A 23,001-nucleotide genomic window follows, 5' to 3' on the forward strand; every position below is an offset into this window, starting at 1 on the left:
GCGGGAGGCTCCCCTGAGGGCAGCGGCGCGCCGTTGCCCTCAGGGGGTCGTCAGGTGTCTCCGCGAAGAGGTCTCACGCCTCCGTCCGCGCCGCCCCCGCCAGCGTCGCGACCCGCTCCACCGCGAACGCGTACCCCTGCACCCCGCACCCGGCGATGACGCCGTCGGCGCGCAGCGAGACGTACGAGTGGTGCCGGAACTGTTCGCGCTGGTGGATGTTGGAGATGTGGACCTCCACCACCGGCAGCCCGTCACAGGTGTTGAGCGCATCCAGGATCGCGACCGAGGTGTGTGAGTAGGCGGCCGGATTGATCACGATCCCGGCGTGGTTCAACCGCGCCTCGTGGATCCACTCCACCAGTTCGCCCTCGTGGTTGGACTGCCTGAAGTCCACCGTGCCTCCGTACGCGGCCGCCGTCTTCGCGCACAGGGCCTCGACGTCCGCGAGCGTGTCGGAGCCGTAGATCTCCGGCTGGCGCTGTCCGAGGAGGTTCAGGTTGGGGCCGTTGAGGATCATGATCGGGGCGTCGGCGAGGGTGCGGGGCACGGTTCCTCCGGTCCGTTCTGGTCGTCCGGCCCTTGGAGGACCGCTGCTCAGCCCCCGGTTTATCACGATGCGCCGGGCGGGCGACGGCCCGTACCCTCCGGCCATGACCTCACCCACGTACCCGCCCAAGCCGGTGCCTGGCGACCGGGTCGCCGTCGTGTCGCCGTCCGCCGGGCTTCCCGCCCTCTTCCCGCTCCCGTACGAGCTGGGCCTGGAGCGGCTGCGCACCGAGTTCGGGCTGGAACCGGTCGAGTATCCGACGACCCGGAAGATGGGGGCGACACCGCAGGAGCGGGCGGACGACCTCCACGCGGCGTTCGCCGATCCGACCGTCAAGGCCGTGATCGCCTCGATCGGCGGCGATGACCAGATCACCCTCCTGCCGCTGCTGGACCGTGCGTTGATTCGCGCCAACCCGAAGCCGTTCTTCGGGTACAGCGACAACACCAACCTGCACGCCTTCCTGTGGAACACGGGCGTGGTGAGCTATCACGGCGGCACGGTCATGTGCGAGCTGGGCCGTCCTGGCGCGATGGCGCCGCTGACCGCCGAGTCCCTGAGAGCCGCCCTCCTCACCTCCGGCGAGTACGAGTTGAAGCCGGCCGAGCGCTGGCGCGACTTGGACCGAGACTGGGCGGACCCGTCGACCTTCGACGCGGAACCGGAGACCCGGCCGGGCTCGGGCTGGACCTGGCTGAACGCGGACCGGGTGGTCGAGGGTCGCAGCTGGGGCGGCTGCCTGGAGATCATCGGCTGGCTTCTCATGGCCGACCGCGAGGTGTCGCACGACCTCACCGTCCACGACGCCGGCGTGCTCTTCCTGGAGACGTCGGAGGAGATGCCGAGCGGCGAGGAGGTCTTCCGCGTCCTGCGGAACATGGGTGAGCGCGGACTGCTTCAGCGCTTCCCCGCGCTGCTCATGGGCCGGCCGAAGACATGGTCGTTCGAGCACCCCAACAGCCCCGAGGCGGGCGCTCGTTACGCGGCAGAGCAGCGCGAGGCGGTACTGCGTGCCCTGAAGGCCTACGCTCCCGACACCATGGTCGTCTTCGATGTGGACCTCGGACACACCGATCCGCAGGTCGTCGTCCCCTATGGAGGCACCGTACGCGTGGACGGTCCCGCCCGGCGCATCACGGTGACCTACTGACCGCCCCCGCCGCCCGGGCGCACGCCCGCCCCACCCGCCCAACACGCCACGCCCCCGCACGCCCCCGTAACCGCCGGTCACGCCGGGTAGTTGACGCGGCATGCACGATGTACGCACCGTAAGGGCTCCCTCCATGCTCCGGCTCGCGGCCGCCTCGCTCGCCGGGACGGCCATCGAGTTCTACGACTTCTTCGTCTACGGGACCGCGGCCGCCCTGGTCCTCGGGCCTCTGTTCTTCCCGACGTTCTCGCCGGTGGCGGGCACGCTGGCGGCGTTCGGGACCTTCGGGGTCGGCTTCGTGGCGCGGCCGCTCGGCTCGGTGCTGTTCGGTCACATCGGGGACCGGCGCGGGCGACGGCCGGTTCTCGTCGCCTCCTTGTTGCTGACCGGCGCCGCGACGGTGGCGGTCGGCTGCGTGCCGACGTACGACACGATCGGTACGGCCGCTCCCGTGCTCCTCCTTGTGCTGCGTTTCCTGCAAGGGCTCGGGCTCGGCGGCGAGTGGGGCGGTGCGGTGCTGCTGACCGCGGAGCACGCGCCGGCCGGGCGGCGCGGACTGTGGTCGAGCTTTCCGCAGGTCGGCCCGGCGGTGGGCTTCCTGCTGGCCAACGGCCTGCTGCTCGGGCTGTCGGCGACGCTGTCCGAGGCACAGTTCGCCTCCTGGGGGTGGCGGATTCCGTTCTGGGGGGCGGGGGTTCTCGCGGCAGCCGGCCTGTGGCTGCGCGGCTCGCTCGCGGAGAGCCCGCTCTTCCTGGAAATCGACGACCACGCGCGCGTGCCGCTCGCCGAGGTCCTGCGCGGCCACTGGCGGCTCGTCCTGCTGACGGCCGGCGCGCTGGCGGTCGGGTACGCGGTCTTCTACGCCGTGACGACCTGGTCCCTGGCGTATGGCACGGAGCGGCTCGGCGTGAGTCGTGCGGTCATGCTGACGTGCGTGATGGCCGCTGTCGTGGTGAAGGGCGCCCTGACCCCGCTGATGGCAATCCTGGGTGACCGCTACGGGCGGCGGCCGCTGTGCCTGACGGGCTGTGCGGGCGTCGCCCTGTGGATGTTCCCGATGGTCGTGCTGCTGTCGACGGGCGAGCCCCTGCTGATGTTCCTGGGTTTCCTGGGCGCGATGGTCGCCTTCATCACGATGTTCGCCGTGATCGCCGCGTATCTGCCGGAGCTGTACGAGCCCCGGGTGCGCTGCACGGGCGCGGCGGTGGGCTACAACCTCGGCGGAGTGCTCGGCGGCGCCCTCACCCCGATCGTGGCCACCGCGCTGGCCGAGCACGGGGGCCGGGTGCCCTGGGGTGTCGGTGCCTATCTGACGGCGGTGGCCCTGCTGAGCCTGGGGTGCTTCGTCCTGCTGCCGGAGACCCGCCCGGTGCCGGTCGCGGTGACGGAACCCGTTACCGGATGAGACGACGGCGGCGTGTGAGCGTAGGGCAATCGCTGGTGCGCCGCCTCCCACGCGTACGCACCGGCTACGGGTTGACCGCCAGCTCCAGGTACGCCGCGAGCAGCACCAGATGGACACCTCCCTGCAGGGGGGTCGCACGTCCTGGCACCACGGTCAGGGAGCTCACGACGACGGTCAGAGTGAGCAGCACCATGTGGACTGCGCCGAGGCCCAGGACGAGCGGTCCGGAGAGCCACAGGGATGCCATGGCGACGGCGGGGATGGTCAGGCCGATGCTCGCCATCGCGGAGCCGAGGGCGAGGTTGAGGCTCGTCTGCACCCGGTCGCGGTGTGCCGAGCGGAGCGCGGCGATCGTCTCGGGCAGCAGCACGAGCAGCGCGATGACCACGCCGACGACGGCCTGCGGCAAGCCGGCCGCCGCCACGCCGGACTCGACGGTGGGCGAAACGCCCTTGGCCAGGCCGACCACTCCGATGAGGGCGAGGAGGAGCAGGCCCAGGCTGAGGCCGGCGGTGCGGCCGGACGGTGCGTCGGCGTGGTCTTCCGCGTGAATCACCTCGCCCTGCCGGGTGATCGGGAGGAAGTAGTCGCGATGGCGCACGGTCTGGGTCGCCACGAACAGTCCGTAGAGGATCAGTGAGGAGACAGCGGCGAAGGTGAGCTGCGCCGAGGAGAACTCCGGGCCGGGCTTGCTCGTCGTGAAGGTCGGCAGCACCAGGCTGAGGGTGGCCAGGGTCGCGACGGTGGCGAGGGCCGCGCCGGTGCCCTCGGGGTTGAAGACCGCGGTTCCGTGGCGCAGGGAGGCGACGAGAAGGCTCAGGCCGAGGATGCCGTTGCAAGTGATCATCACGGCCGCGAAGACGGTGTCACGGGCGAGCGTCGCACTCTTCTCGCCGCCGTCCGCCATGAGGGTGACGATGAGCGCCACCTCGATGATCGTGACGGCGACGGCGAGAACGAGCGACCCGAAGGGCTCACCGACCCGGTGCGCGACCACTTCGGCGTGGTGGACCGCGGCCAGCACGACGCCGGCGAGGACCAACGTCACCAGGGCGACGACCGCGCCGGGCACCGTGCGTCCCCAAGTGAAGGCCAGCAGGACGGCCGCGCCCGCCGGCACGACGGTCGTCCACCGCGCCGCGAGTGAACGGAGCCCGACGATCATGCAGCGATCGTGGCAGACGCGAGCGGTGCCCGCATTCCAGGCCGTTTCGTCCCTCGAGCCGTGCGGCGCCGAACCCTACTTGAGTTCGGTCGTCTCCTGTACGTCGCAGTCGGTGAAGGACGGCCCCCTGGTACACAGCGCCGCCAGCTGCTCGGCCATGCTGCTCGTCTCGGGGTCGCCGCTGTTGCGCATGGCGTCCTCGTAGGACTCGAACTCGATCACCACGAGGTAGCGGTTCTCAGTGTTGCGGTCCTTGAGGACGAGGCGGTGCGTGGGACCGCCGCTGCGGCCGGCCACCCGCTGGTCGGCTTCCTGGACCAGCGCGCGCATCTCGTCGATGCGCTCGGTCTCGAAGTCGATGATCTGCACGAAGGTCATGGGTGCCTCCCCCTGCCGGGGCGCCCCCGGGGCCGGGGGACGCTCAGGACCCAAGCAAGCACCTGGGGCGGTACCCGGCAATGCGCCGCGCACCGCCCCGGCTGATGGTTGTTCCTACGTCCGACGCGGTCAGGCTTCGATGCTGTCCTTCGGAGCGCCTTCGCTCCGCGTCCGCGCCGTCTCGGCCTCCGTCTGCTTCCCGGAGGCCATCAGGCTGGTGATCGTCGTGACGATCAGGACCGCACAGATCACCCCGAGGGAGACCGGAATGGAGATCTCGGGGACATGGACCCCGCTCTCGTGGAGTGCGTGCAGTACCAGCTTGACGCCGATGAAGCCGAGGATGACCGACAAGCCGTACGAGAGGTGGACCAGCTTCTTGAGCAGGCCGCCGATGAGGAAGTACAGCTGCCTCAGACCCATCAGCGCGAACGCGTTCGCCGTGAAGACGATGTACGGGTCCTGGGTCAGGCCGAAGATCGCGGGGATGGAGTCGAGGGCGAACAGCACGTCCGTGGTGCCGATCGCGAGCATCACGACGAGCATCGGCGTCATGACGCGCTTGCCGTTCTGCTGGATCCACAGCTTGGTGCCGTGGTAGCGGTCGGCCACGCCGAATCGGCGCTCGGCGGCCTTGAGCAGCCTGTTCTCCTCGTAGTCCTCATCCTCCTCCTCGGCCCTGGCCTCCTGGATCAGCTTCCAGGCGGTCCAGATCAGGAACGCGCCGAAGAGGTAGAAGACCCAGGAGAAGGACGCGAGGATCGCGGCGCCCGCGGCGATGAAGATGGCTCGCAGCACCAGGGCTATCAGCACACCGACGAGGAGCACCCGCTGCTGGTACTTCGAGGGCACCGCGAACTTCGCCATGATCAGGACGAAGACGAAGAGGTTGTCGACGCTCAGCGACTTCTCGGTGATGAAGCCGGCGAAGAACTCACCGGCGGGCCGGCCGCCGCCGAAGACGAGCAGGCCGAGTCCGAACAGTCCGGCGAGGGCGATCCAGACGACCGTCCAGATACCGGCTTCCTTGATCGATACGTCGTGCGGCTTGCGGCCGATGAAGAAGTCGACCGCGATCAGGGCGGCGAGGCCCACGATCGTCAGGACCCACAGGGTCAGGGAAATATCCACTGCGCCTCCGGCAGTACGTCACGGCAGATGTCAGCGTCGTCGCTACCGGAGGTCTCTTCCACCCACGGGCACCTGGGGCGCGTGATGCGCTCGCCCGGTGCCTGCGGGCCGGCGCCCCGGGATCTGGCCTGATCCGTACTGACGGGTACGCCGCTGCAGGTAGGGAGTACTCCCCTCCGTGTCAAAAAGAGTACCCGAAACACCAAGGAAAGGTAAAGGGATTAGTAAAAGAACTTCCAAAGATGCTGGTCAGAGCAACTTTACTCACTCTTGGTGAGCGACCTGTCCGGGGTCAGGGCTTCCAGGAGCGACGGGCCTCCGTGACCTGGGTGAGCACCTGCTGGAGCACCTGGCTGCCCCGCGGGACGCGCGGCGGCTCATAGGTCCAGGCGTGGCCCACCCAGGGGTCCGCGAGGTGGTCGTCGGGCACGGGGGTGAGCCGCAGCAGTGCGCGCCAGAGAGGGTCGAGGAGCGGTCCGTAGGCGGTGGCGTCCTCCCGGTCGGCGACCATCATCAGATGGACGCCGACGGCCGGGCCCTCGTCCGCGAGGTAACGCAGCTGGGTCACGGCCCGGTCGTCGAAACCGTGCGGGAAGTCGTTCACGATCAGCAGCTGTTCCGCCATGTCGAGGCCGGGCGGCAGGGAGTCGGACGCGCCCCCGCGCACCGCCATCTGCACCAGGTCGACACGCTGGGTGAGCCGGGTCAGCACCTCGGCCACGCCCGCTGCTCCGGCGGCAGGCGGAGTGGCGAGCACCCCGGACAGCACGAGAGGGGCGAGCGCCGGGGCGCCCGAGCCGGCCGGGTCGATGACGTGCACCGCGAACTCGCCGGGCGGGTAGACGGCGAGCAGCCGTGCCGCATGCGTCACGGCCGCCTCCATCGCGAGGCGGCGCAGTTCGTCGGAGTCGGCGAGTGGGTCGAGGGACGCGGAGCGGCCGCTGTCAATCCACAGCCCGCGCTCCAGCGGCAGCCTGACCAGCATGGGGATGCGCAGGCTCTCGCTCTCGGGCAGGTGCAGATCGCCGAGGCGCACGGCCATGGGGATCTCCATCGGCACCCGGTAGCCGTGCCAGACCGGGTTGTCCCAACGCGCGAACGCCGGGGGCAGCGCGGGCTCGACGACATCGGACTCGGCGATGAGCTGGGTGAGGTCGCGGTCGAGCGCGGCCCTGGCCTGATTGACGAGTTGGGCGTGCTTGGCCTGGGCCTCCTCGCGGGCCGCGTCGCCCTGCCCGCCGATGCGGCTGCAGGGGTCCGACAGGGCCTTGTCCAGCTCCTGCTCCAGGCGTGAGTCGGCGAAGTCGACGGCGCTGCGGTACGCGGCCGCCGTACGCGCCAGGTCCTCGAACATGCCCCAGACCTGGTTGTACAGCCGCTCCTCCAGGGACCAGCCGGTCGCGTCCCCCGCCACCGGCGGTGCGGGCTGTCCGGGTGGGACCGGGGGTGCGGCCGGCGGGGGCGGGGGCGCGCTCTGCCGGCCGGGGTGGTTGTAGTCGATCGGCCCGCCGGGGGCGGGCCGGGTGCCGGTGACGTCGTACGGGGATCCCTGCTGCGGCACGCCGGGCAGTTCCTGTCGCGGCGGTACGGTGCCCGGGGAACCCTGAGGCGCCGCGGGGGCCGCCGTCTGTCGCGTGCGGTCGCTCTCCGGCAGGCGCGGTGGGGGCGGTGCCACGGAGCGGGCCAGGCCCTGGACCACCGCCTCGTTGATGCTGCCCGCGAGTTGCTGGGCCTCGGTCAGACCCTGGTCGGTGAGGAGCGCGGCCAGGCCGCCCGCGTAGCCCTGACCGACGGCGCGGACCTTCCAGGCGCCCTGCCTGCGGTAGAGCTCCAGTGCGATGACGGCGGACTCGGAGTCCAGGCCGGTGATGGTGTAGCTGACGACCTCCGAGCCGTCCAGGCCGGTGACCGCGACGCAGGGGGCGTCGACGGCGCCGAACCGCACCGGACCGCCGATCCCCGTCGGCAGGGCGAGCAGTACGTCGACCCGGTGCACGCTCTCCGGCAGGGCGTCCAGGTCGAACGCGAGGCGATGGTCGGCGGCCGCCTGCTTGGAGACCTCCAGGCCCGGGAGGGTGGGCGCGCCCGGGTGGGCGACCCACTCGATGCCGCGCACCTTGCCCTGTTCGTCGCTGAGCGTGGCCCCGGCCACGATCGGCTTGCCGGCCGACACCCGGACCTCAAGTCGGACCTGGGGTAGCGGATGGTTCTGCCCCCGGACCAGCTCGGCCGTCATCGCCTCGTCCCCCTACGTCGCTTCGTGTGCCGGGCGTCCGGCCGCCTACAGGTGGGGCAGGATCGACGGCATCAGGTCCTGGAAGGTGCGGCCGTTGGCCGGGGTGCCCAGGGCCGTCATCGTCCAGCCCGCGCCCGCACGGTGCACCTTCGCCATGATCTGCGCCGTGTACGCGCCGCCGCCCGCCAGCGTGTAGCGGGCCAGCTCCTGGCCGTTGCTCTCGTCGACGAGGCGGCAGAAGGCGTTCTGCACCTCCTGGAACGACTGGCCCGTGAACGAGTTCACGGTAAAGACGATCTGGTCGATGTGAACCGGGACGCGCTCCAGATCGACGAGGATCGCCTCGTCGTCACCGCCCTGGCCCACACCGCCGACGAGGTTGTCACCCGTGTGCCGTACGGAGCCGTCCTTGCTGACGAGGTGCTGGAAGAAGACCACGTCCACGGGCTGCTTGTCCGCGAACAGCACGGCGGACGCGTCGAGGTCGATCTCCCGGGTGCGCGAGCCGAACAGCCCGCGCCGGGGGGCGGCCTGCCAGCCGAGTCCCATGCGCACCGCGGTCAGCGTGCCTCCGTCGTTCTTCTGCAGACTGATGGCCTGACCCTTGGTCAAGTTGACGGTCACGCGCTGTTCCCCTCTCGGCCTGTCCCCTGTTGCCCGCGGACTCCGCGGATGCCAAAACACTACGCAGCGGCACTGACAGTGCCGAACCCTGGACCGCGCTTTGTGTCGGTCTTGCAACACACTGCGCGCATACCGAGGTCCGGCACCGCCGACAGGGACGTCAGGCCAGTCCCGCCTCCCTCATCTGGCGCAGTTCCTTCTTCATCTCGGAGACCTCGTCGCGCAGCCGGGCCGCGATCTCGAACTGCAGGTCCGCCGCGGCGGCCCGCATCCGCTCCGTCAGCTCCTCGATCTGCTCGGCGAGTTCCGCAGCGGGGCGGTCGGTCGGCACCGTCTCCTTGGCCTTGGTCTTGCCCTTGGCGGGCTTGGCGCCCTTTGCCGCCTGGCTGCCGAGCGAGGGAACCGGGCTCTTGGCGCCCTTGCCGTCCTTGCCCTTGCGGTAGCCCGAGCCGAGCAGTTGCTCCGTGTCGACGTCCTCGCGGGCGATCTGCGCCACGATGTCGTTGATCTTCTTGCGGAGCGGCTGCGGGTCGATGCCGTTGGCCGTGTTGTACGCGACCTGCTTCTCCCGGCGGCGGTTGGTCTCGTCGATGGCCTTCTCCATCGCCGGGGTGATCTTGTCGGCGTACATGTGGACCTGGCCCGATACGTTGCGCGCGGCGCGGCCGATGGTCTGGATGAGCGAGGTGCCGGAGCGCAGGAACCCCTCCTTGTCGGCGTCGAGGATCGCCACCAGGGAGACTTCGGGCAGGTCCAGGCCCTCTCGGAGGAGGTTGATCCCGACGAGGACGTCGAACTCACCGGATCGCAGCTCCCGCAGCAACTCGACGCGGCGCAGGGTGTCGACATCGCTGTGCAGGTAGCGCACCTGGATGCCGAGTTCGAGGAAGTAGTCGGTGAGGTCCTCGGCCATCTTCTTGGTGAGTGTGGTGACCAGGACGCGCTCGTCCTTCTCGGTGCGCTTGCGGATCTCGTGCACCAGGTCGTCGATCTGGCCCTCGGTCGGCTTGACCACGACCTCGGGGTCGACGAGGCCGGTGGGGCGGATGATCTGCTCGACCTGACCATCGGACCGAGACAGCTCATACTGTCCCGGAGTCGCCGAGAGGTAGACGGTCTGGCCGATGCGCTCCTGGAACTCCTCCCACTTCAGCGGGCGGTTGTCCAGGGCGGACGGCAGCCGGAAGCCGTGCTCCACGAGGGTGCGCTTGCGGGAGGCGTCGCCTTCGTACATCGCGCCGATCTGCGGGACGGTGACGTGCGACTCGTCGATGACGAGGAGGAAGTCCTCCGGGAAGTAGTCCAGCAGTGTGTTCGGCGGGGAGCCGGGCTCGCGGGCGTCGAAGTGCATCGAGTAGTTCTCCACGCCCGAGCAGGTACCGATCTGGCGGAGCATCTCGATGTCGTACGTCGTGCGCATCCTCAGGCGCTGGGCCTCCAGGAGCTTGCCCTGCTTCTCCAGCTCGGCCAGGCGCCCCTCCAGCTCCTTCTCGATGCCGTTGACGGCCCGCTCCATGCGCTCGGGGCCGGCGATGTAGTGGGAGGCCGGGAAGACGTACAGCTGCTCGTCGTCGCTGATGACCTCGCCCGTGAGCGGGTGGAGGGTGGAGAGGGCCTCGATCTCGTCACCGAACATCTCGATGCGGACGGCCAGCTCCTCGTAGACCGGGAAGATCTCGATGGTGTCGCCGCGCACCCGGAAGGTGCCGCGTGCGAACGCCATGTCGTTGCGCGTGTACTGGATGTCGACGAATCGGCGCAGCAGCTGGTCGCGGTCGATCTCGTCGCCGACCTGGAGGCTGACCATCCGGTCCACGTACTCCTGTGGCGTACCGAGGCCGTAGATGCAGGAGACCGAGGCGACCACGACGACGTCGCGGCGGGTGAGCAGCGAGTTGGTCGCGGAGTGGCGCAGACGCTCCACCTCCTCGTTGATCGAGGAGTCCTTCTCGATGTACGTGTCCGACTGGGGGACGTATGCCTCGGGCTGGTAGTAGTCGTAGTACGAGACGAAGTACTCGACCGCGTTGTTCGGCAGCAGCTCCCGGAACTCGTTGGCCAGCTGGGCGGCCAACGTCTTGTTCGGCGCCATCACCAGGGTGGGGCGCTGGAGCTTCTCGATCATCCACGCGGTGGTGGCGGACTTTCCGGTGCCGGTCGCGCCCAGCAGGACGACGTCCTTCTCACCCGCGCGGATGCGCTGTTCCAGCTCGGCGATGGCCGTGGGCTGGTCACCGCTGGGCTGGAAGGGGCTGACGACCTCGAAGGGCGCCACCGTGCGTTCGATCTTTGAAACGGGCCGCATGGAATCCACCGTACGACCCCGCGCTGACAACGGGGTCGGATCAGCGGTTCTGCGGGGTGCGGGAGCCCTGGTGCCCGGCCCGCTGGGTGGAGCGGGAAGGCGGGCGCCGTCGGGTGTGGGCGACCCGGGGATGGGCCGGGACACCGGGCTTGCGGTCCACGGGGGTCCAGTCGGGCTTACCCATGACCATCAGCGGGTCGAAGACTACGACGACGCCGGCCAGGCACAGGAAGACGAGTGGACCGATCATCAGCGGGGCGAGCAGGGAGGCGGGCGAGTCACCGGCCGGGGTGCCGGTGGAGCCGTGGAGATGGACGCTGACGGCGGCCATGCCGGTGTAGTGCATGCCGCTGACGGCGAGTCCCATGACCAGGCTCGCGCCGACGCTCCACAGGAATCCACGGATCTGTCCGGCCGCCCACAGGGCGGCGGTCGCGGCGACGACCCCTATGACGACGGAGGCGGCGACGGTGAGGGTGTTGTACTCGAGCACGCCGTTGAGGCGCATCCCGGCCATGCCCAGGTAGTGCATCGACGCGATGCCCAGACCGGTGATCGTGCCGCCCGTGAAGAGGGCCACTCCGGTGGCCCCCCGGTAGCCGACGATGAAGACGCCGATACCGACCATGACGATGGCGACGCCGAGGCTGGCGAACGTGATCGCCTTGTCGTAGTGGATGGGGGTCTCCTTGACGGTGAACCCCATCATGGCGATGAAGTGCATCGTCCAGATGCCGGACCCGATCGCGGCCGATCCCAGAGCGAGCCAGCCGGCCCGCCAGGACTGTGCGACCAGCATCGATCTGGTGGTGCAGCGCAGGCCGAGCGCGCCACCGAGGCAGGCCATGAGATACGCCACCACCGGAGTGACGAGTCCGTAACTGAAGCCGTCGACCGTGCCTCGCATCCGCGGCTGCCCTTCCCACCCTGGTGCGTCCCTGAATTCCGGAAATGCCCCCATCCCCAGGACCGTGACGACGGTCAGGGTTTGAGGCAGAGAGTATGACTCCCACCGGAACGCTCGAACGATTTTCCGGCAAAGAATCACGGCGCTACCTCACTTGTGCGGCGCGTGTGAGCACTTTTGGGCAACTCCCGCCAATCTGTGCCCGCCCAACACTCCCACCCCATTACTCTCTGATGTCAGTTGGGTGCTGTATGTGATCGATCGACGCCGGGAGTACCTATGCACGCGCGCGTTGCCACCGCCACGACCGCCGCGCTCTTCGGACTCAGCGTCGCCATACTGCCCACCCCCCACGCACGAGCCACCGGCGGCGACAGCCTGGTCGTCGTCGCCCACCGCGGCGCCTCCGCGTACGCACCGGAGAACACACTGGCCGCCATCGACAAGGCGGCCGCCATGGGCTTCAGGTGGGTCGAGAACGACGTGCAGCGCACCAAGGACGGTCGGCTCGTCGTCATCCACGACGCCACGCTGGACCGCACCACCGACGTCAAGCGGCTGTTCCCCGACCGGGCACCCTGGAGGGTGAAGGATTTCACCGCCCTGGAAATCGCACGCCTGGACGCGGGCAGCCGGTTCGGCCGCCGGTACGCGGGCGCGCGCGTGCCGACGCTGGAGCAGTACATGGAACGCGTGTCGCACAACCACCAGAAGCTGGTCCTGGAGATCAAGAACCCAGAGCTGTACCCGGGGATCGAGCGCCAGACCCTCAAACTGCTGAGCGAAGAGGGCTGGCTCGACCCCGGCCACCTCAGGAACCGGCTGATCGTCCAGAGCTTCAGCGCGGACAGTGTGCGGACGGTGCACCACCTGCGGCCCGGGATCAGGACCGCGTATCTGGGCACGCCGCGGGTCGCGGACCTGCCGACGTACGCGCGGTTCACCGACCAGATCAACTCGGCGCACGCCAAGCTCTCCACCGGCTACGTCTCAGCAGTCCACGCGCTCCAGGGACCGCACGCCCAGCGGATGAAGGTCTTCGCCTGGACCGTCGACGGCGCGGACGAGGCCCGCCGGGTGGTTGGCTTCGGCGTGGACGGCATCATCACGAACGTGCCCGACGTGGTCCGGAGAGCGGTCAGCGCCTACTGAACCGACGTGCGCGTCCGGGACCCGGCCGCCCGCCCGGTCCGCGCCCCGGAGGCGTTGTCAGCGCCGCGCCGTACGGTGGGCGCATGGACAGTCTTGGGCAGTACGAGCAGCAGGTGGTGTGGACCGTCGTCGCCACGGACATCGGTCCCCTGCTGCTGGCCGCCACGCACGACGGCCTGGTGAACGTGGTGTTCCACGCGACGGACGCCGTGCGCGACAGGGCGCTGGAGCGGCTCGCCGCCCGGCTCGGCACAGAGCCCGTGGAGGACCCCGGCTCCCCGCTCCTGGCCGAGGCGATACGCCAGGTGACGGCTTACTTCGCGGGTGAGCGCCACGACTTCGAGCTGCCCTTGGACTGGTCCCTGATCACCGGGTTCAACCGCCAGGTGCTGCGCGAGCTGGCGTCCGGCGTGCCGTACGGCACGGTGGTCGGGTACGGCGACCTGGCCGGCCGGGTCGGCCAGCCGGGCGCCGCCCAGGCCGTGGGTGTGGCGATGGGCTCGAACCCGTTGCCGGTGGTGGTGCCGTGCCACCGGGTGGTCGAGAGCCACGGCGGCATCGGCGGGTTCGGGGGCGGGCTGGAGACCAAGCGGAAACTCCTGGCGCTCGAAGGGGTGCTGCCGGAGCCGTTGTTCTGAGCCGCGCGCAGGGGCGGTGAGCAGGGGCAGGCCGACCGTCTTCCCCTAGCGGCCGGAGGCCGCGACCGGGTCCCGGACCTGCAGGACGACACGGTCAAGATGTGGCGAGTTGTCCGTCATGCCCTCAAGCCGGTGTCCTCTCCCACAGCTCGCAAGGGTTTGGCCCGACGCGCCGCCCGCCAGAGATGAGGGAGGACCGAAAGACAGGAGGCAGGCGCGTGCTGGTGGTGTCCGAAGAGGTACGGGAGGCGCTCGCCGCGCGCCGACCGGTGGTGGCTCTGGAGTCGACGATCATCGCGCACGGGCTGCCGCGTCCACGCAATCTCCAGGTCGCGCTGGAACTGGAGGACGTCGTACGGCAGGAGGGCGCCGTACCGGCGACGATCGCCATTCTGGACGGACGGGCCCATGTCGGCCTGGACAAGGAGCAGGTGGAGCGGGTCGCGAACGAGGACGGGATCCGCAAGCTGGGGCATCGCGATCTGCCACTCGCGGTGGCGGCGGGCGTGAGCGGGGCGACGACCGTGTCCGCGACGGCACTGCTGGCCTCCCTCGCGGGCGTTCGGGTGTTCGCCACGGGCGGGCTCGGCGGGGTCCATCGGGAGTGGACGGTGACCCAGGACGAGTCCGCGGACCTGGGTCTGCTGGCGCGGACCCGGATCACGGTGGTGTGCGCGGGGGTGAAGTCGATCCTGGACGTGCCGGCGACGCTGCAGCGCCTGGAGACGCTGGGCGTGGCGGTGGCCGGGTACGGCACGGACCGCTTCCCCGGCTTCTACCTCTCCGACTCCGGGTATCCGGTCGACTGGACACTGGAGTCGCCGGCGCAGGTGGCGCAGGTCATGCGCGCGCAGGACGCACTCGGCGGTCCGGAGTCGGCGCTCATCGTCGCCCATCCGGTCCCGGAGGAGGAGCAGCTCGATCCCGAGCTCCACGCGCGCGTGCTCGCCGACGCGCTGCGCGCGTGCGAGGAGGAGGGTGTCACCGGTCAGGCGGTCACGCCGTTCCTGCTCGACTATCTGGTACGGCACACCGACGGGGCCTCGCTGAGCGCGAATCTGGCGGCCGTGCGCGGCAACGTGCGGCTGGCGGCGCGGGTCGCCGCGGCCTGGGTGGAGGCGTGAGCCAGGCGCTGCTGGTCGTCGGGGACGTCGTCACGGACATCGTCGCCCGGCACGTCGGTCCGCTCGCGGCGGGCACCGACACGGCCGCCGTCATCCGGACGCTGCCCGGAGGCGCAGGCGCCAACGTGGCGTGCTGGGCGGCCCATTGGGGCTGCCCGGACGTGCGGCTGCTGGGACGGGTGGGCACCGAGGCGGTCGCCTGGCACGAACGGGAGCTGACGGCATCGGGTGTACGGCCCCACCTCGTGATCGATCGCGAGGCGCCCACGGGGACGGTGATCTGCCTGGTGGACGCGGGCGCCTCGGCTGAGCGCACCTTCCTCACGGACAGTGGGGCATCGCTCAGGCTGGAACCCGGTGACTGGTCGGACGCGCTGCTGGACGGCGTCGTACGGCTGCATCTGTCGGGCTATCTGTTCTTCTCCGAGCCGAGCCGGGCGCTGGCGACGAAGGCCCTGGAGGCGGCTCGCGCGCGCGGAGTACCGGTGAGTCTGGATCCGGCCTCGGCGGGGTTTCTCTCCGGGCTGGGCGTGGACCGGTTCCTGGCGCTTGCCGCGGGGGTCGACGTGCTGCTGCCCAGCCGGGACGAGGCGTGTCTGCTGACCGGGCTGCCCGACCCGGCGGACGCGGCGGCCAAGTTGAGCCGCCTTGTCCCCCTGGTGGTGGCCAAGCAGGGCGCGGAGGGAGCGCTGGTGGCCGTGTCGGGGGCGGTACGCGCCCGGATCCCTGCGGCCCCCGCCACCCCTCGGGACACGACGGGCGCCGGCGACGCGTTCACCGGGGCGTTCCTCGCGACGCTGCTCGCGGGGTCGAAACCCGAGGAGGCCGCGGCGGAAGGATGCAGGGCGGGAGCCATGGCGGTGGAGAAGGTGGGAGCCAGACCGGCAAAAGGCGTCCGGTAGGACCGGGGACGGGAGCGTCCGGCCGACGTCCTCGCAGACCGCGTCGTCCGCGCAGCCACCCCCGCACCACCTTCGCACAGCCACCCCCGCCACCCCCGCCCTGTGCCCACAGCCGCCTCGCGGTGGCCGCTCAACCCGCCCACCAAAGCGGAACGTTCCGCTTCCACAGGCTTTTCCGGCGATCGACGCGGACTGGCAGACTGGCTCGCGAAGGCGCGGAATGCGGCGCGAGGAGATCCACGCAAGGAGATCCAGATGTCCATGGCAGGGAATCTGCGGAAGGTGACGGGCCTCGGCAAGGTCGGTGGCCTCCGCAAGGTGGCGCGGCTCGCACGACGTCGTGTGCGCGTCGATCTGAGCCACCCCGCCCGGTCGCCATTGGGCTCCGCGGTGGTCAACTGCGTGACGTACCAGGACGGCGTGCGCGTTCCCGACGGCCGAGATCTGGTCGAGACGGTGGAGCGGGTACGCAAGAGTGACGACGGCTTCGTCTGGCTCGGGCTGCACGAGCCGACGAGTCAGGAGTTCGCGGGCATCGCCGAGCTCTTCGACCTGCATCCGCTGGCGGTCGAGGACGCGGTGGAGGCCCATCAGCGCCCGAAGCTGGAGCGGTACGGGGACACGCTGTTCGCGGTCTTCAAGACCGTCTGCTACGTGGATCACCAGGAGTTGACCGCGACGAGCGAGGTGGTGAACACCGGCGAGATCATGGTGTTCATCGGTCCATCGTTCGTCATCACCGTGCGGCACGGCCGGCACGGTTCGCTCGGCCCGCTGCGCGAGGAGCTGGAGGCCGACCCGCAGCAGCTGGCGAAGGGCCCCGCCGCGGTGCTGCACGCGATCGCGGACCATGTCGTGGACGATTATCTGAACGTCACGGACGCGGTGCAGGAGGACATCGACCAGGTCGAGACGGATGTGTTCGCGGAGAACGGCGCGCGGGTGGATCCGGGCCGCATCTACCAGCTCAAGCGTGAACTCCTGGAGCTGAAGCGCGCTGTGGCGCCACTGGACCGCCCCATCCAGGAGCTGGCCACCCGGCCGATCCGGGTGATCGACCCGGAGATACAGGCGTACTTCCGGGACGTCTCCGACCATCTGCTGCGCGCCACCGAGCAGATAGCGGCCTTCGACGAACTGCTCAACTCGATCCTGCAGGCGCATCTCGCGCAGGTGAGCGTCGCGCAGAACGAGGACATGCGGAGGATCACGGCCTGGGCAGCACTGATCGCGGTGCCGACCATGGTGACCGGTGTGTACGGCATGAACTTCGAGTACATGCCGGAGCTGCACTGGAGCTTCGGTTATCCACTGGTCCTGGTCGTGATAGGCGTCGCCTGTCTCGTCCTGTACCGGGGCTTCAAGCGCAACGGCTGGCTGTGACCTCGGCGCGCCCCTCACCCGGGCTCGTCCGGCACCTTCGGCCCGAGGCGGTCGACGATTGCCGGCCGGTCCGGGGGCTCGGGTGGGCGGACGTCCAGTCGGGCAAGGGGCGGTCTGCGAGCAGGCCGGTCAGTGCGTCGCGGTCCTCGCGTAGACGCTTTCGACCCAGTGGGCGAGCTGATCGTCCGTCAGGTTCTGGGCAAGGTCGGACTCGCTGATCATGCCGACGAGGCGCTTGTTCTCGATGACGGGAAGCCGGCGGATCTGGTGCCCCTGCATCTCCTCGAGCACTTCGCCGACATCGGCGCCCGCTTCGATCCAGCGCGGGGTGCCCTTGGCCATGTCTCCCGCGGTCACGCGCGAGGGGTCGTGGCCCATGGCCACGCAGCCGACGACGATGTCCCGGTCGGTGAGGATGCCGCAGAGCCGTTCGTTCTCGTCGCTGATGGGCAGCGCACCGACGTTGAGTTCACGCATCAGCTGGGCGGCGCGGTCCAGGGTCTCGTGGGCGGGGATCCACTGGGCACCACGGTGCATGATGTCTCCGGCTGTGGTCATGAAGTACCTCCCGATGCCGGACGGCCGGCGCGGCACGGGACGCACCGCATGTCCCGACGCCCTCAATTCTCGCCGTGTCCTCGGGGAAACGCACCCCGGAACAGGCGGACCGCCAGGGTGTGCGTCGAGGGCCTTGGGGGCGCGGCGGTGCGCCGACAGCATTGGCACTCAGGCCGAGAAGCCCACGATCTTCCGCGGAACGACACGGATGATCACACGGACCTCGTCGTCCTTCTCCGCGGGAGGGTCGATGCCGAGGTACTTGTGCGAGAGCTCGTGGGGCAGTCGCTTGTCGTCGTCGGGGAGGATCTCGGCGATGCCGCGGATCTCGACCGAGGTATAGGGGTTGGCGAGGTCGAAGACCGAGAGGCTGATGCGGGGATCGCGGCGTAGGTTGCGCACCTTCTGACGACCGTCGGTGGAAGAGAAGAGGACGGTGTCGTCCTCGCGCTTGATCCAGACGACCGAATTCTGGGGAGCGCCGTCGCGGCCGAGAGTGGCGACGCTGGCGAAATTCCTGGCGTCGAGGAGAGCGCGGACGGAGTCGTCGAAGTGGACCGGGGAGTCGGTGGAGGACGTCATGGGACCAGGGTAACTAGATGCACATGCATTCAAAATGGGTTTGGGGGAATCTTCCATGTGATCAGCCGTTCCAGGCCGGATGCCGCGGGTCGTCCGCGCGAATCAGTACGTCGGCGGCGGCACCCGGGTCCGTCTCCACCTCGTAGCGCTCGAAGGCGGGGAGGGTCCAGTGCTCGGACTCGGGGGTGCGGCGGCGGAGGGCGCCGGGCGAGAGAAGTACGTGGACGGTCAGGTCGAAGGGGAACCAGTGCCGCAGGAGGAGCGGACCGTGGAGCAACAGGGGGCTGCCGGGCGGGAGTTGGGCGTACGGGCTGCGGGTGGCGCGGTCGGTGACCGGGTCCCACAGGTCGGGCAGGACTCGGCCGTCGCCACCGGGTTCGAGGGGGCCGAAGACCTCGCGCCAAAGGGCGCCGGTGTCGAGCCAGCCGTCGTAGTACGAGTCCGGGTCCCGGCGGCCGTGCTCGAAGCGGAGGGACGCGGGGCGCAGGAAGCCCTCCGCGCCGACGACGAGGGAGGACCGGCCGCGTATCCGCAGCGCGTCGGACACGCGGCGGGCGAGGTCCCCGGGGCGCGCGGCCGGGGCTCCGTCGAAGGCGATGCGCGGCCAGGGGCTGCCGTCGTCGGGGTGCAGGTCGAGCAGCCGGTCGGCGAGGAGGTCGCCGAGCCGTTCCCAGGTGATCGCTTCCAGTCGCACAGGGCCCATGATGCCGCGCCGCGACGGAGAACCCGTGGTGCGACCGGTGAGGGCGGGTGCGATGCGGGCCGGATACGCGTCGACGTCATCGGACCCACCAGATCGGTGACCGTCGCAGCGCGGTCGGACGGGAACGAAGAAGGGGAATGAAGCGGTTATGGCGCCGAGCACAACTCCCCCACCCCCTGACGGACTTCTTGTGGTCCAACCGCTCAGACGGCGGCACTGTGCCGAGTGCCGCAGCGGGCCGTTGTCGTTGCTGGTGCTGGAGGAGGGTGCGCCGCGCTGTCTGGACTGTGCCGACCTCGGGCACCTGGTGTTCCTGCCGCGGGGCGACACCGCGCTGACCCGGCGGTCGCGGGAGGCGAGTGGGCTGTCGGCGGTGGTGGTGCGTTTCAACCGGCGCCACGGCCGGTACGAGCGGCAGGGGGTGCTCGTCGAGGAAGCGGCGCTCGCGCTGGCCGAGGAGCGGTGCCTGGCGGACGCGGAGGCGCGGCGCAGACGCCGGGTGCGGGACGCGCGGCGGCGGGCAGTGGAGGACGCTCGGTTCACGGAGGTGTTCGCGAGGGAGATCCAGCGACTGTTTCCCGGGTGTCCGGCGGAGCGCGCGCGGGCGATCGCTGCGCATGCGTCGGTGCGCGGGAGCGGACGGGTCGGGCGCAGTGCGGCGGGGCGGGCGCTGTCGCCGGGAGCGGTGACAGCGGCGGTGCGGGCGTCCGCACGGCACACGGAGACGCCGTACGACCAGCTGCTGATGGCCGGGGTGCCGCGGCACGAGGCGCGGCGACGCATAGCGAGCAGCGTGGAGCGGGTGCTACGGGAGTGGCGGCTCCGGGAGGCGGTGTGATGCCGGGCCGGAACCGGCCGACAGGGAGACCGGCTGTCGCCGCCCGCGAGAGTCCGTGTCACCGATCTCGTACGTCGTTTCGCTTGTAGTGACGGGAGGAGGGGGGAAGGATCTGTGGGTTCGGGGGACCGATGCGGGAGCTGACATGATCGATGGGCCGTACTTCGTGCTGACCGTGCTGGGAGTACTCGGAACCGGCCTGGTGGCGGGCGTGTTCTGCGGGTTCTCGACGTTCGTCATGAAAGGGCTCGGCTCGCTGCCGCCGGCGCAGGGCGTCGCAGCGATGAACGCGATCAACACGGCGGCGACGACACCGGCGTTCATGATCGTGTTCGTGGGGTCGACGGTCGTGTGTGCCGTGCTGGCCGTGGTGACTTTTGTGCTGTGGCCCGACGACGGCAGGGTGGAACTGCTCGTGGGCAGCGCGCTGTATCTGATAGGTGCGTTCGGAGTGACCGCCGTGGCGAACGTCCCCCGCAACGACACGCTCCTGCGCATGGACCCCGGTTCCCCGGAGGCTGCCGTGTACTGGCGCGCGTACGTGAGCGACTGGACCCTGTGGAATCACGTCCGCATGGGCGCGTCGGCCTGCGCGGCGGTCTCCTACGTCCTGGCCCTCACCTGAGCCTCCGAGGCCCATCGCGGATGCCCGGATGACGAGGGGCGGACGGGGCGATGGCGTCGTATCGTTGCACGAAACGATCCCGTATGCGTACGCGAGGGAGACGGCCATGGCCGATCCCAAGGGCTTTCTGACCACGCCCCGCGAGGAATGGCCCCGCAGACCCGTCGAGGAAAGGGTGCGGGACTGGAACGAGGTGTACGTCCCGGGTGCGCTGCTGCCGATCATCAGCCGGCAGGCGAACCGCTGCATGGACTGCGGGGTTCCGTTCTGCCACGACGCCTGCCCTCTCGGGAATCTGATCCCCGAGTGGAACGACCTCGTCTCCCGTGAGGACTGGCGGGCGGCGAGCGACCGGCTGCACGCCACGAACAACTTTCCCGAGTTCACGGGTCGGTTGTGTCCGGCGCCGTGCGAGGCGGGGTGCGTGCTCGCCATCAACCAGCCGGCGGTCACCATCAAGAACGTGGAGGTGGCGATCGCGGACCGGGCCTGGGAGGAGGGATTCACGCCACCGCGTCCGCCCGAGCGGCTGTCGGGGCGCACCGTCGCGGTCGTCGGGTCGGGGCCGACCGGGCTCGCGGCGGCACAGCAGCTCACGCGCGCCGGGCACACGGTGGCCGTGTACGAGCGCGCGGACCGGATCGGTGGGTTGCTGCGGTACGGGATCCCCGCGTTCAAGATGGAGAAGCGGCACCTCGACCGGCGGCTGGAGCAGATGCGCGCCGAGGGGACGAAGTTCCGTGCGTCGACGGTCATAGGGAAGGACATCGGAGCCGTCGAACTGCGGGCGCGGTACGACGCCGTGGTGATCGCGACCGGCGCCACGGCCTGGCGCGAACTGGACGTGCCCGGAAGGGAGTTGGCCGGGATTGAGCAGGCGATGGAGTATCTGCCGCTGGCCGACCGGGTGTGCGAGGGGGACCTGGAGGCCTCGCCGTTGTCGGCGGCCGGGAAGCACGTGGTGATCGTGGGCGGCGGAGACACCGGGGCGGACTGTCTGGGCACCGCGGTGCGCGAAGGCGCCGCGTCCGTGACCCAGCTCGACATCTATCCGCTGCCGGAGGCGCAGCGGGACGAGGTCAGCGAGCCGTGGCCGACGTATCCGAAGATCTACCGTCTGTCCGCCGCGCACGAGGAGGCGCGCGACCTGCGGACGGCGCCCGCGGCGGACGCGGACGCGCGGCTCTTCGCGGCGTCCACCCTCCGCTTCACGGGGGACGCGGACGGGCACGTCAGGGCGCTGCACCTGGTCGAGGTGGACGAGCGGCGGCAGCCACTGCCGGGCACCGGGCGCACGCTGCCCGCCGACCTCGTGCTGCTCGCGCTCGGGTTCTCCGGACCCGACCGCGGGGACGGGCTGATCGACCAGCTCGGGCTCGCGCTGGACGCGCGCGGGACGATCGCCCGGGACGAGAACTTCGCGACGAACGTCCCCGGCGTGTACGCCGCCGGGGACGCCGCGCGCGGACAGTCGCTGATCGTGTGGGCTATCGCGGAGGGGCGTGCCGTGGCCGCGGCGGTGGACCGACGGCTGACGGGCGGTGCGTCGCGCCTGCCGGCGCCGATCGGGCCGTACGACCGGCCGATGACGGCGTAGGCGCGAGCCGTAACGGTCGCCGCCGTCGAAGCACCCGTCAACGCCGGTTCCCTATGGTGATCGTGAAGATCAGGGCGAGGACCTGGGCCAGTTCCTCCTCGTTCAGGGTGTGCCGTCAGCTCTGCCCCGCAGCGGCTCATGGAGTCACGGCCGTGACCGGTACTACGGCTTGCGGCCCACCGCCCCGTAGCCGGGAATGACCCCGTCGTCCTGTCCGGGAACCGGCTCGCCCAGCTCCGGGTGCCACTTGTGGACCACCTCGACACCCGGTTCGACGAGGTCGAGTCCGTGGAAGAAGCGGGCGAACTCGTCGCGGGAGCGGAGCGCCAGCGTGACTCCGGCCGCCTTGAGCTTCTCGATCGCCGCCGCCGACTCCTCCGGCGTGAAGTCGGGGGTGGCATGGGTCATCATCAGGTAGCTGCCGGAGGGCAGTTCGGACAGCAGCCGGTCGACCAGTTCGTGCGCGCCGTCCTCGTCGGAGACGAAGTGCAGCAGCGCCACGAGGGAGAGCGCCACCGGCCGGTCGAGGTCCAGTACCTTCTTGGCCCCTTCGATGATGGTGGCCGGGTCCCGCACATCGGCTTGCAGGTACTCGGTCACTCCCCCGGGCGTGCTGCGCAGCAGGGCCGCCGCGTGGGCCAGCACGATCGGATCGTTGTCGCAGTAGACGACGCGCGCGTCCGGCGCGATCTGCTGGGCGATCTGGTGAAGGTTCGGCTCGGTCGGAATGCCCGTGCCTATGTCCAGAAACTGCCGTACGCCGTTCTGAGCCAGCCAGCGTGTGGCTCGGTGCATAAACGCGCGGTTGACGCGTGCCATCACCGGCACCCTCGGGTCGAGGGCGAGCATCTGCCGGCCCATCTCCTCGTCGACGGGGTAGTTGTCCTTGCCTCCGAGGTACCAGTCGTACATGCGCGCCGGGTGCGGCCTGCTCGTGTCGATGACGACTGCGTCCTGGGCGGGATCCTGCCCGGTCATGAGGAACTCCGTAAGTCTTCGGGACAGTTGGTGATCAACTGAATGCCAATTTAGTGGTGTTGATCAGAAACAA

At 70.0% G+C, this 23,001-nt stretch carries 22 protein-coding genes; 10 read left to right on the forward strand and 12 right to left on the reverse strand.

Annotated elements, in window-relative coordinates; all coding sequences use genetic code 11:
• Positions 1-73: 73 nt before the first annotated feature.
• On the reverse strand, positions 74-547 hold the full coding sequence (aroQ, locus tag Q2K21_RS25795) for a type II 3-dehydroquinate dehydratase (RefSeq protein WP_310775500.1): 474 nt from the start codon (positions 545-547) through the stop codon (positions 74-76).
• 103 nt (positions 548-650) lie between these two features.
• On the opposite strand from aroQ, the gene Q2K21_RS25800 reads away from it, so the two are divergent.
• Together Q2K21_RS25800 and Q2K21_RS25805 are read left to right on the forward strand one after the other, a co-directional pair.
• Positions 651-1,697, forward strand: a complete 1,047-nt coding sequence (locus Q2K21_RS25800; protein ID WP_310775502.1) for a S66 family peptidase — start codon at positions 651-653, stop codon at positions 1,695-1,697.
• Between the two features lie 133 nt (positions 1,698-1,830).
• Entirely contained in the window at positions 1,831-3,102 is a 1,272-nt protein-coding gene (locus Q2K21_RS25805; RefSeq protein ID WP_310775505.1) for an MFS transporter, read from the forward strand.
• Positions 3,103-3,166: 64 nt separating this feature from the next.
• Here Q2K21_RS25805 and Q2K21_RS25810 read toward each other — a convergent pair whose 3' ends face one another.
• The 7 genes from Q2K21_RS25810 to Q2K21_RS25840 all read right to left on the reverse strand — a co-directional run bounded on the left by Q2K21_RS25810 (position 3,167) and on the right by Q2K21_RS25840 (position 11,848).
• Positions 3,167-4,267, reverse strand: a complete 1,101-nt coding sequence (locus Q2K21_RS25810; RefSeq protein WP_310775507.1) for a calcium:cation antiporter — start codon at positions 4,265-4,267, stop codon at positions 3,167-3,169.
• A 75-nt stretch (positions 4,268-4,342) separates the two neighbouring features.
• Entirely contained in the window at positions 4,343-4,645 is a 303-nt protein-coding gene (locus Q2K21_RS25815; RefSeq protein ID WP_310775509.1) for a hypothetical protein, read from the reverse strand.
• 129 nt (positions 4,646-4,774) lie between these two features.
• Positions 4,775-5,776, reverse strand: a complete 1,002-nt coding sequence (locus Q2K21_RS25820) for a TerC/Alx family metal homeostasis membrane protein (protein WP_310775511.1) — start codon at positions 5,774-5,776, stop codon at positions 4,775-4,777.
• A gap of 292 nt (positions 5,777-6,068) precedes the next feature.
• Positions 6,069-8,012, reverse strand: coding sequence for a TerD family protein (locus tag Q2K21_RS25825; RefSeq protein WP_310775513.1), 1,944 nt, complete (start codon positions 8,010-8,012; stop codon positions 6,069-6,071).
• A 45-nt stretch (positions 8,013-8,057) separates the two neighbouring features.
• The gene (locus Q2K21_RS25830) at positions 8,058-8,636 is read right to left on the reverse strand and encodes a TerD family protein (RefSeq protein WP_310775515.1); all 579 of its coding nucleotides are present in this window, start codon (positions 8,634-8,636) and stop codon (positions 8,058-8,060) included.
• A gap of 160 nt (positions 8,637-8,796) precedes the next feature.
• On the reverse strand, positions 8,797-10,941 hold the full coding sequence (gene uvrB, locus Q2K21_RS25835) for an excinuclease ABC subunit UvrB (protein ID WP_310775517.1): 2,145 nt from the start codon (positions 10,939-10,941) through the stop codon (positions 8,797-8,799).
• 40 nt (positions 10,942-10,981) lie between these two features.
• Positions 10,982-11,848: an MHYT domain-containing protein gene (locus tag Q2K21_RS25840; protein ID WP_310775519.1), complete on the reverse strand. Its 867-nt coding sequence runs from the start codon at positions 11,846-11,848 to the stop codon at positions 10,982-10,984.
• A gap of 279 nt (positions 11,849-12,127) precedes the next feature.
• Between Q2K21_RS25840 and Q2K21_RS25845 the strand changes: the two genes are divergently transcribed.
• From Q2K21_RS25845 to corA, 5 genes are all read left to right on the forward strand, one after another.
• Positions 12,128-13,000: a glycerophosphodiester phosphodiesterase gene (locus Q2K21_RS25845; protein WP_310775521.1), complete on the forward strand. Its 873-nt coding sequence runs from the start codon at positions 12,128-12,130 to the stop codon at positions 12,998-13,000.
• 83 nt (positions 13,001-13,083) lie between these two features.
• Positions 13,084-13,638, forward strand: a complete 555-nt coding sequence (locus tag Q2K21_RS25850) for a methylated-DNA--[protein]-cysteine S-methyltransferase (RefSeq protein ID WP_310775522.1) — start codon at positions 13,084-13,086, stop codon at positions 13,636-13,638.
• 218 nt (positions 13,639-13,856) lie between these two features.
• Positions 13,857-14,762, forward strand: a complete 906-nt coding sequence (locus Q2K21_RS25855) for a pseudouridine-5'-phosphate glycosidase (RefSeq protein ID WP_310775524.1) — start codon at positions 13,857-13,859, stop codon at positions 14,760-14,762.
• Complete coding sequence (locus tag Q2K21_RS25860; protein WP_310775526.1) at positions 14,759-15,664, forward strand: carbohydrate kinase family protein; 906 nt, start codon at positions 14,759-14,761, stop codon at positions 15,662-15,664. Before Q2K21_RS25855 ends, Q2K21_RS25860 begins: the two co-directional genes overlap by 4 nt.
• Before the next feature lie 255 nt (positions 15,665-15,919).
• Positions 15,920-17,047 (forward strand): magnesium/cobalt transporter CorA, encoded by a 1,128-nt coding sequence (corA, locus tag Q2K21_RS25865; protein WP_310775528.1) that lies wholly within the window; start codon positions 15,920-15,922, stop codon positions 17,045-17,047.
• A gap of 129 nt (positions 17,048-17,176) precedes the next feature.
• Here corA and Q2K21_RS25870 read toward each other — a convergent pair whose 3' ends face one another.
• The 3 genes from Q2K21_RS25870 to Q2K21_RS25880 all read right to left on the reverse strand — a co-directional run bounded on the left by Q2K21_RS25870 (position 17,177) and on the right by Q2K21_RS25880 (position 18,890).
• The gene (locus Q2K21_RS25870; protein ID WP_310775530.1) at positions 17,177-17,605 is read right to left on the reverse strand and encodes a CBS domain-containing protein; all 429 of its coding nucleotides are present in this window, start codon (positions 17,603-17,605) and stop codon (positions 17,177-17,179) included.
• Positions 17,606-17,773: 168 nt separating this feature from the next.
• Complete coding sequence (locus Q2K21_RS25875; RefSeq protein ID WP_310775532.1) at positions 17,774-18,187, reverse strand: PPOX class F420-dependent oxidoreductase; 414 nt, start codon at positions 18,185-18,187, stop codon at positions 17,774-17,776.
• Between the two features lie 61 nt (positions 18,188-18,248).
• Positions 18,249-18,890, reverse strand: a complete 642-nt coding sequence (locus Q2K21_RS25880) for a nucleoside/nucleotide kinase family protein (protein ID WP_310775534.1) — start codon at positions 18,888-18,890, stop codon at positions 18,249-18,251.
• Between the two features lie 148 nt (positions 18,891-19,038).
• Here Q2K21_RS25880 and Q2K21_RS25885 point away from each other — a divergent pair, with 148 nt between their 5' ends.
• The 3 genes from Q2K21_RS25885 (at position 19,039) to Q2K21_RS25895 (ending at position 21,950) form a co-directional block, all read left to right on the forward strand.
• Positions 19,039-19,728 carry a DUF2293 domain-containing protein gene (locus tag Q2K21_RS25885; RefSeq protein WP_310775536.1) on the forward strand — a complete coding sequence of 230 codons (690 nt, stop codon included), beginning with the start codon at positions 19,039-19,041 and terminating at the stop codon, positions 19,726-19,728.
• Between the two features lie 145 nt (positions 19,729-19,873).
• Positions 19,874-20,353, forward strand: coding sequence for an anthrone oxygenase family protein (locus Q2K21_RS25890; RefSeq protein ID WP_310775538.1), 480 nt, complete (start codon positions 19,874-19,876; stop codon positions 20,351-20,353).
• Positions 20,354-20,459: 106 nt separating this feature from the next.
• Positions 20,460-21,950 carry a glutamate synthase subunit beta gene (locus Q2K21_RS25895; protein ID WP_310775540.1) on the forward strand — a complete coding sequence of 497 codons (1,491 nt, stop codon included), beginning with the start codon at positions 20,460-20,462 and terminating at the stop codon, positions 21,948-21,950.
• 162 nt (positions 21,951-22,112) lie between these two features.
• Here Q2K21_RS25895 and Q2K21_RS25900 read toward each other — a convergent pair whose 3' ends face one another.
• Positions 22,113-22,928 carry an SAM-dependent methyltransferase gene (locus tag Q2K21_RS25900; protein WP_310775542.1) on the reverse strand — a complete coding sequence of 272 codons (816 nt, stop codon included), beginning with the start codon at positions 22,926-22,928 and terminating at the stop codon, positions 22,113-22,115.
• Between the last annotated feature and the right edge of the window lie 73 nt (positions 22,929-23,001).

This window comes from Streptomyces sp. CGMCC 4.7035 (assembly GCF_031583065.1).
GTDB lineage: Bacteria > Actinomycetota > Actinomycetes > Streptomycetales > Streptomycetaceae > Streptomyces > Streptomyces yaanensis.

What these genes read in the sequence shown, in the direction of transcription:
- Q2K21_RS25805 (WP_310775505.1), top strand. Translation starts at nt 1,831, where the DNA reads ATGCTCCGGCTCGCGGCCGCCTCGCTCGCCGGGACGGCCATCGAGTTC.
- Q2K21_RS25890 (WP_310775538.1), top strand. Translation starts at nt 19,874, where the DNA reads ATGATCGATGGGCCGTACTTCGTGCTGACCGTGCTGGGAGTACTCGGA.
- Q2K21_RS25845 (WP_310775521.1), top strand. Translation starts at nt 12,128, where the DNA reads ATGCACGCGCGCGTTGCCACCGCCACGACCGCCGCGCTCTTCGGACTC.
- Q2K21_RS25870 (WP_310775530.1), bottom strand. Translation starts at nt 17,605, where the DNA reads ATGACCACAGCCGGAGACATCATGCACCGTGGTGCCCAGTGGATCCCC.
- Q2K21_RS25885 (WP_310775536.1), top strand. Translation starts at nt 19,039, where the DNA reads ATGGCGCCGAGCACAACTCCCCCACCCCCTGACGGACTTCTTGTGGTC.
- Q2K21_RS25895 (WP_310775540.1), top strand. Translation starts at nt 20,460, where the DNA reads ATGGCCGATCCCAAGGGCTTTCTGACCACGCCCCGCGAGGAATGGCCC.
- Q2K21_RS25810 (WP_310775507.1), bottom strand. Translation starts at nt 4,267, where the DNA reads ATGATCGTCGGGCTCCGTTCACTCGCGGCGCGGTGGACGACCGTCGTG.
- uvrB (WP_310775517.1), bottom strand. Translation starts at nt 10,941, where the DNA reads ATGCGGCCCGTTTCAAAGATCGAACGCACGGTGGCGCCCTTCGAGGTC.
- corA (WP_310775528.1), top strand. Translation starts at nt 15,920, where the DNA reads ATGTCCATGGCAGGGAATCTGCGGAAGGTGACGGGCCTCGGCAAGGTC.
- Q2K21_RS25840 (WP_310775519.1), bottom strand. Translation starts at nt 11,848, where the DNA reads ATGCGAGGCACGGTCGACGGCTTCAGTTACGGACTCGTCACTCCGGTG.
- Q2K21_RS25815 (WP_310775509.1), bottom strand. Translation starts at nt 4,645, where the DNA reads ATGACCTTCGTGCAGATCATCGACTTCGAGACCGAGCGCATCGACGAG.
- Q2K21_RS25900 (WP_310775542.1), bottom strand. Translation starts at nt 22,928, where the DNA reads ATGACCGGGCAGGATCCCGCCCAGGACGCAGTCGTCATCGACACGAGC.
- Q2K21_RS25880 (WP_310775534.1), bottom strand. Translation starts at nt 18,890, where the DNA reads ATGGGCCCTGTGCGACTGGAAGCGATCACCTGGGAACGGCTCGGCGAC.
- Q2K21_RS25800 (WP_310775502.1), top strand. Translation starts at nt 651, where the DNA reads ATGACCTCACCCACGTACCCGCCCAAGCCGGTGCCTGGCGACCGGGTC.
- Q2K21_RS25825 (WP_310775513.1), bottom strand. Translation starts at nt 8,012, where the DNA reads ATGACGGCCGAGCTGGTCCGGGGGCAGAACCATCCGCTACCCCAGGTC.
- Q2K21_RS25850 (WP_310775522.1), top strand. Translation starts at nt 13,084, where the DNA reads ATGGACAGTCTTGGGCAGTACGAGCAGCAGGTGGTGTGGACCGTCGTC.
- Q2K21_RS25875 (WP_310775532.1), bottom strand. Translation starts at nt 18,187, where the DNA reads ATGACGTCCTCCACCGACTCCCCGGTCCACTTCGACGACTCCGTCCGC.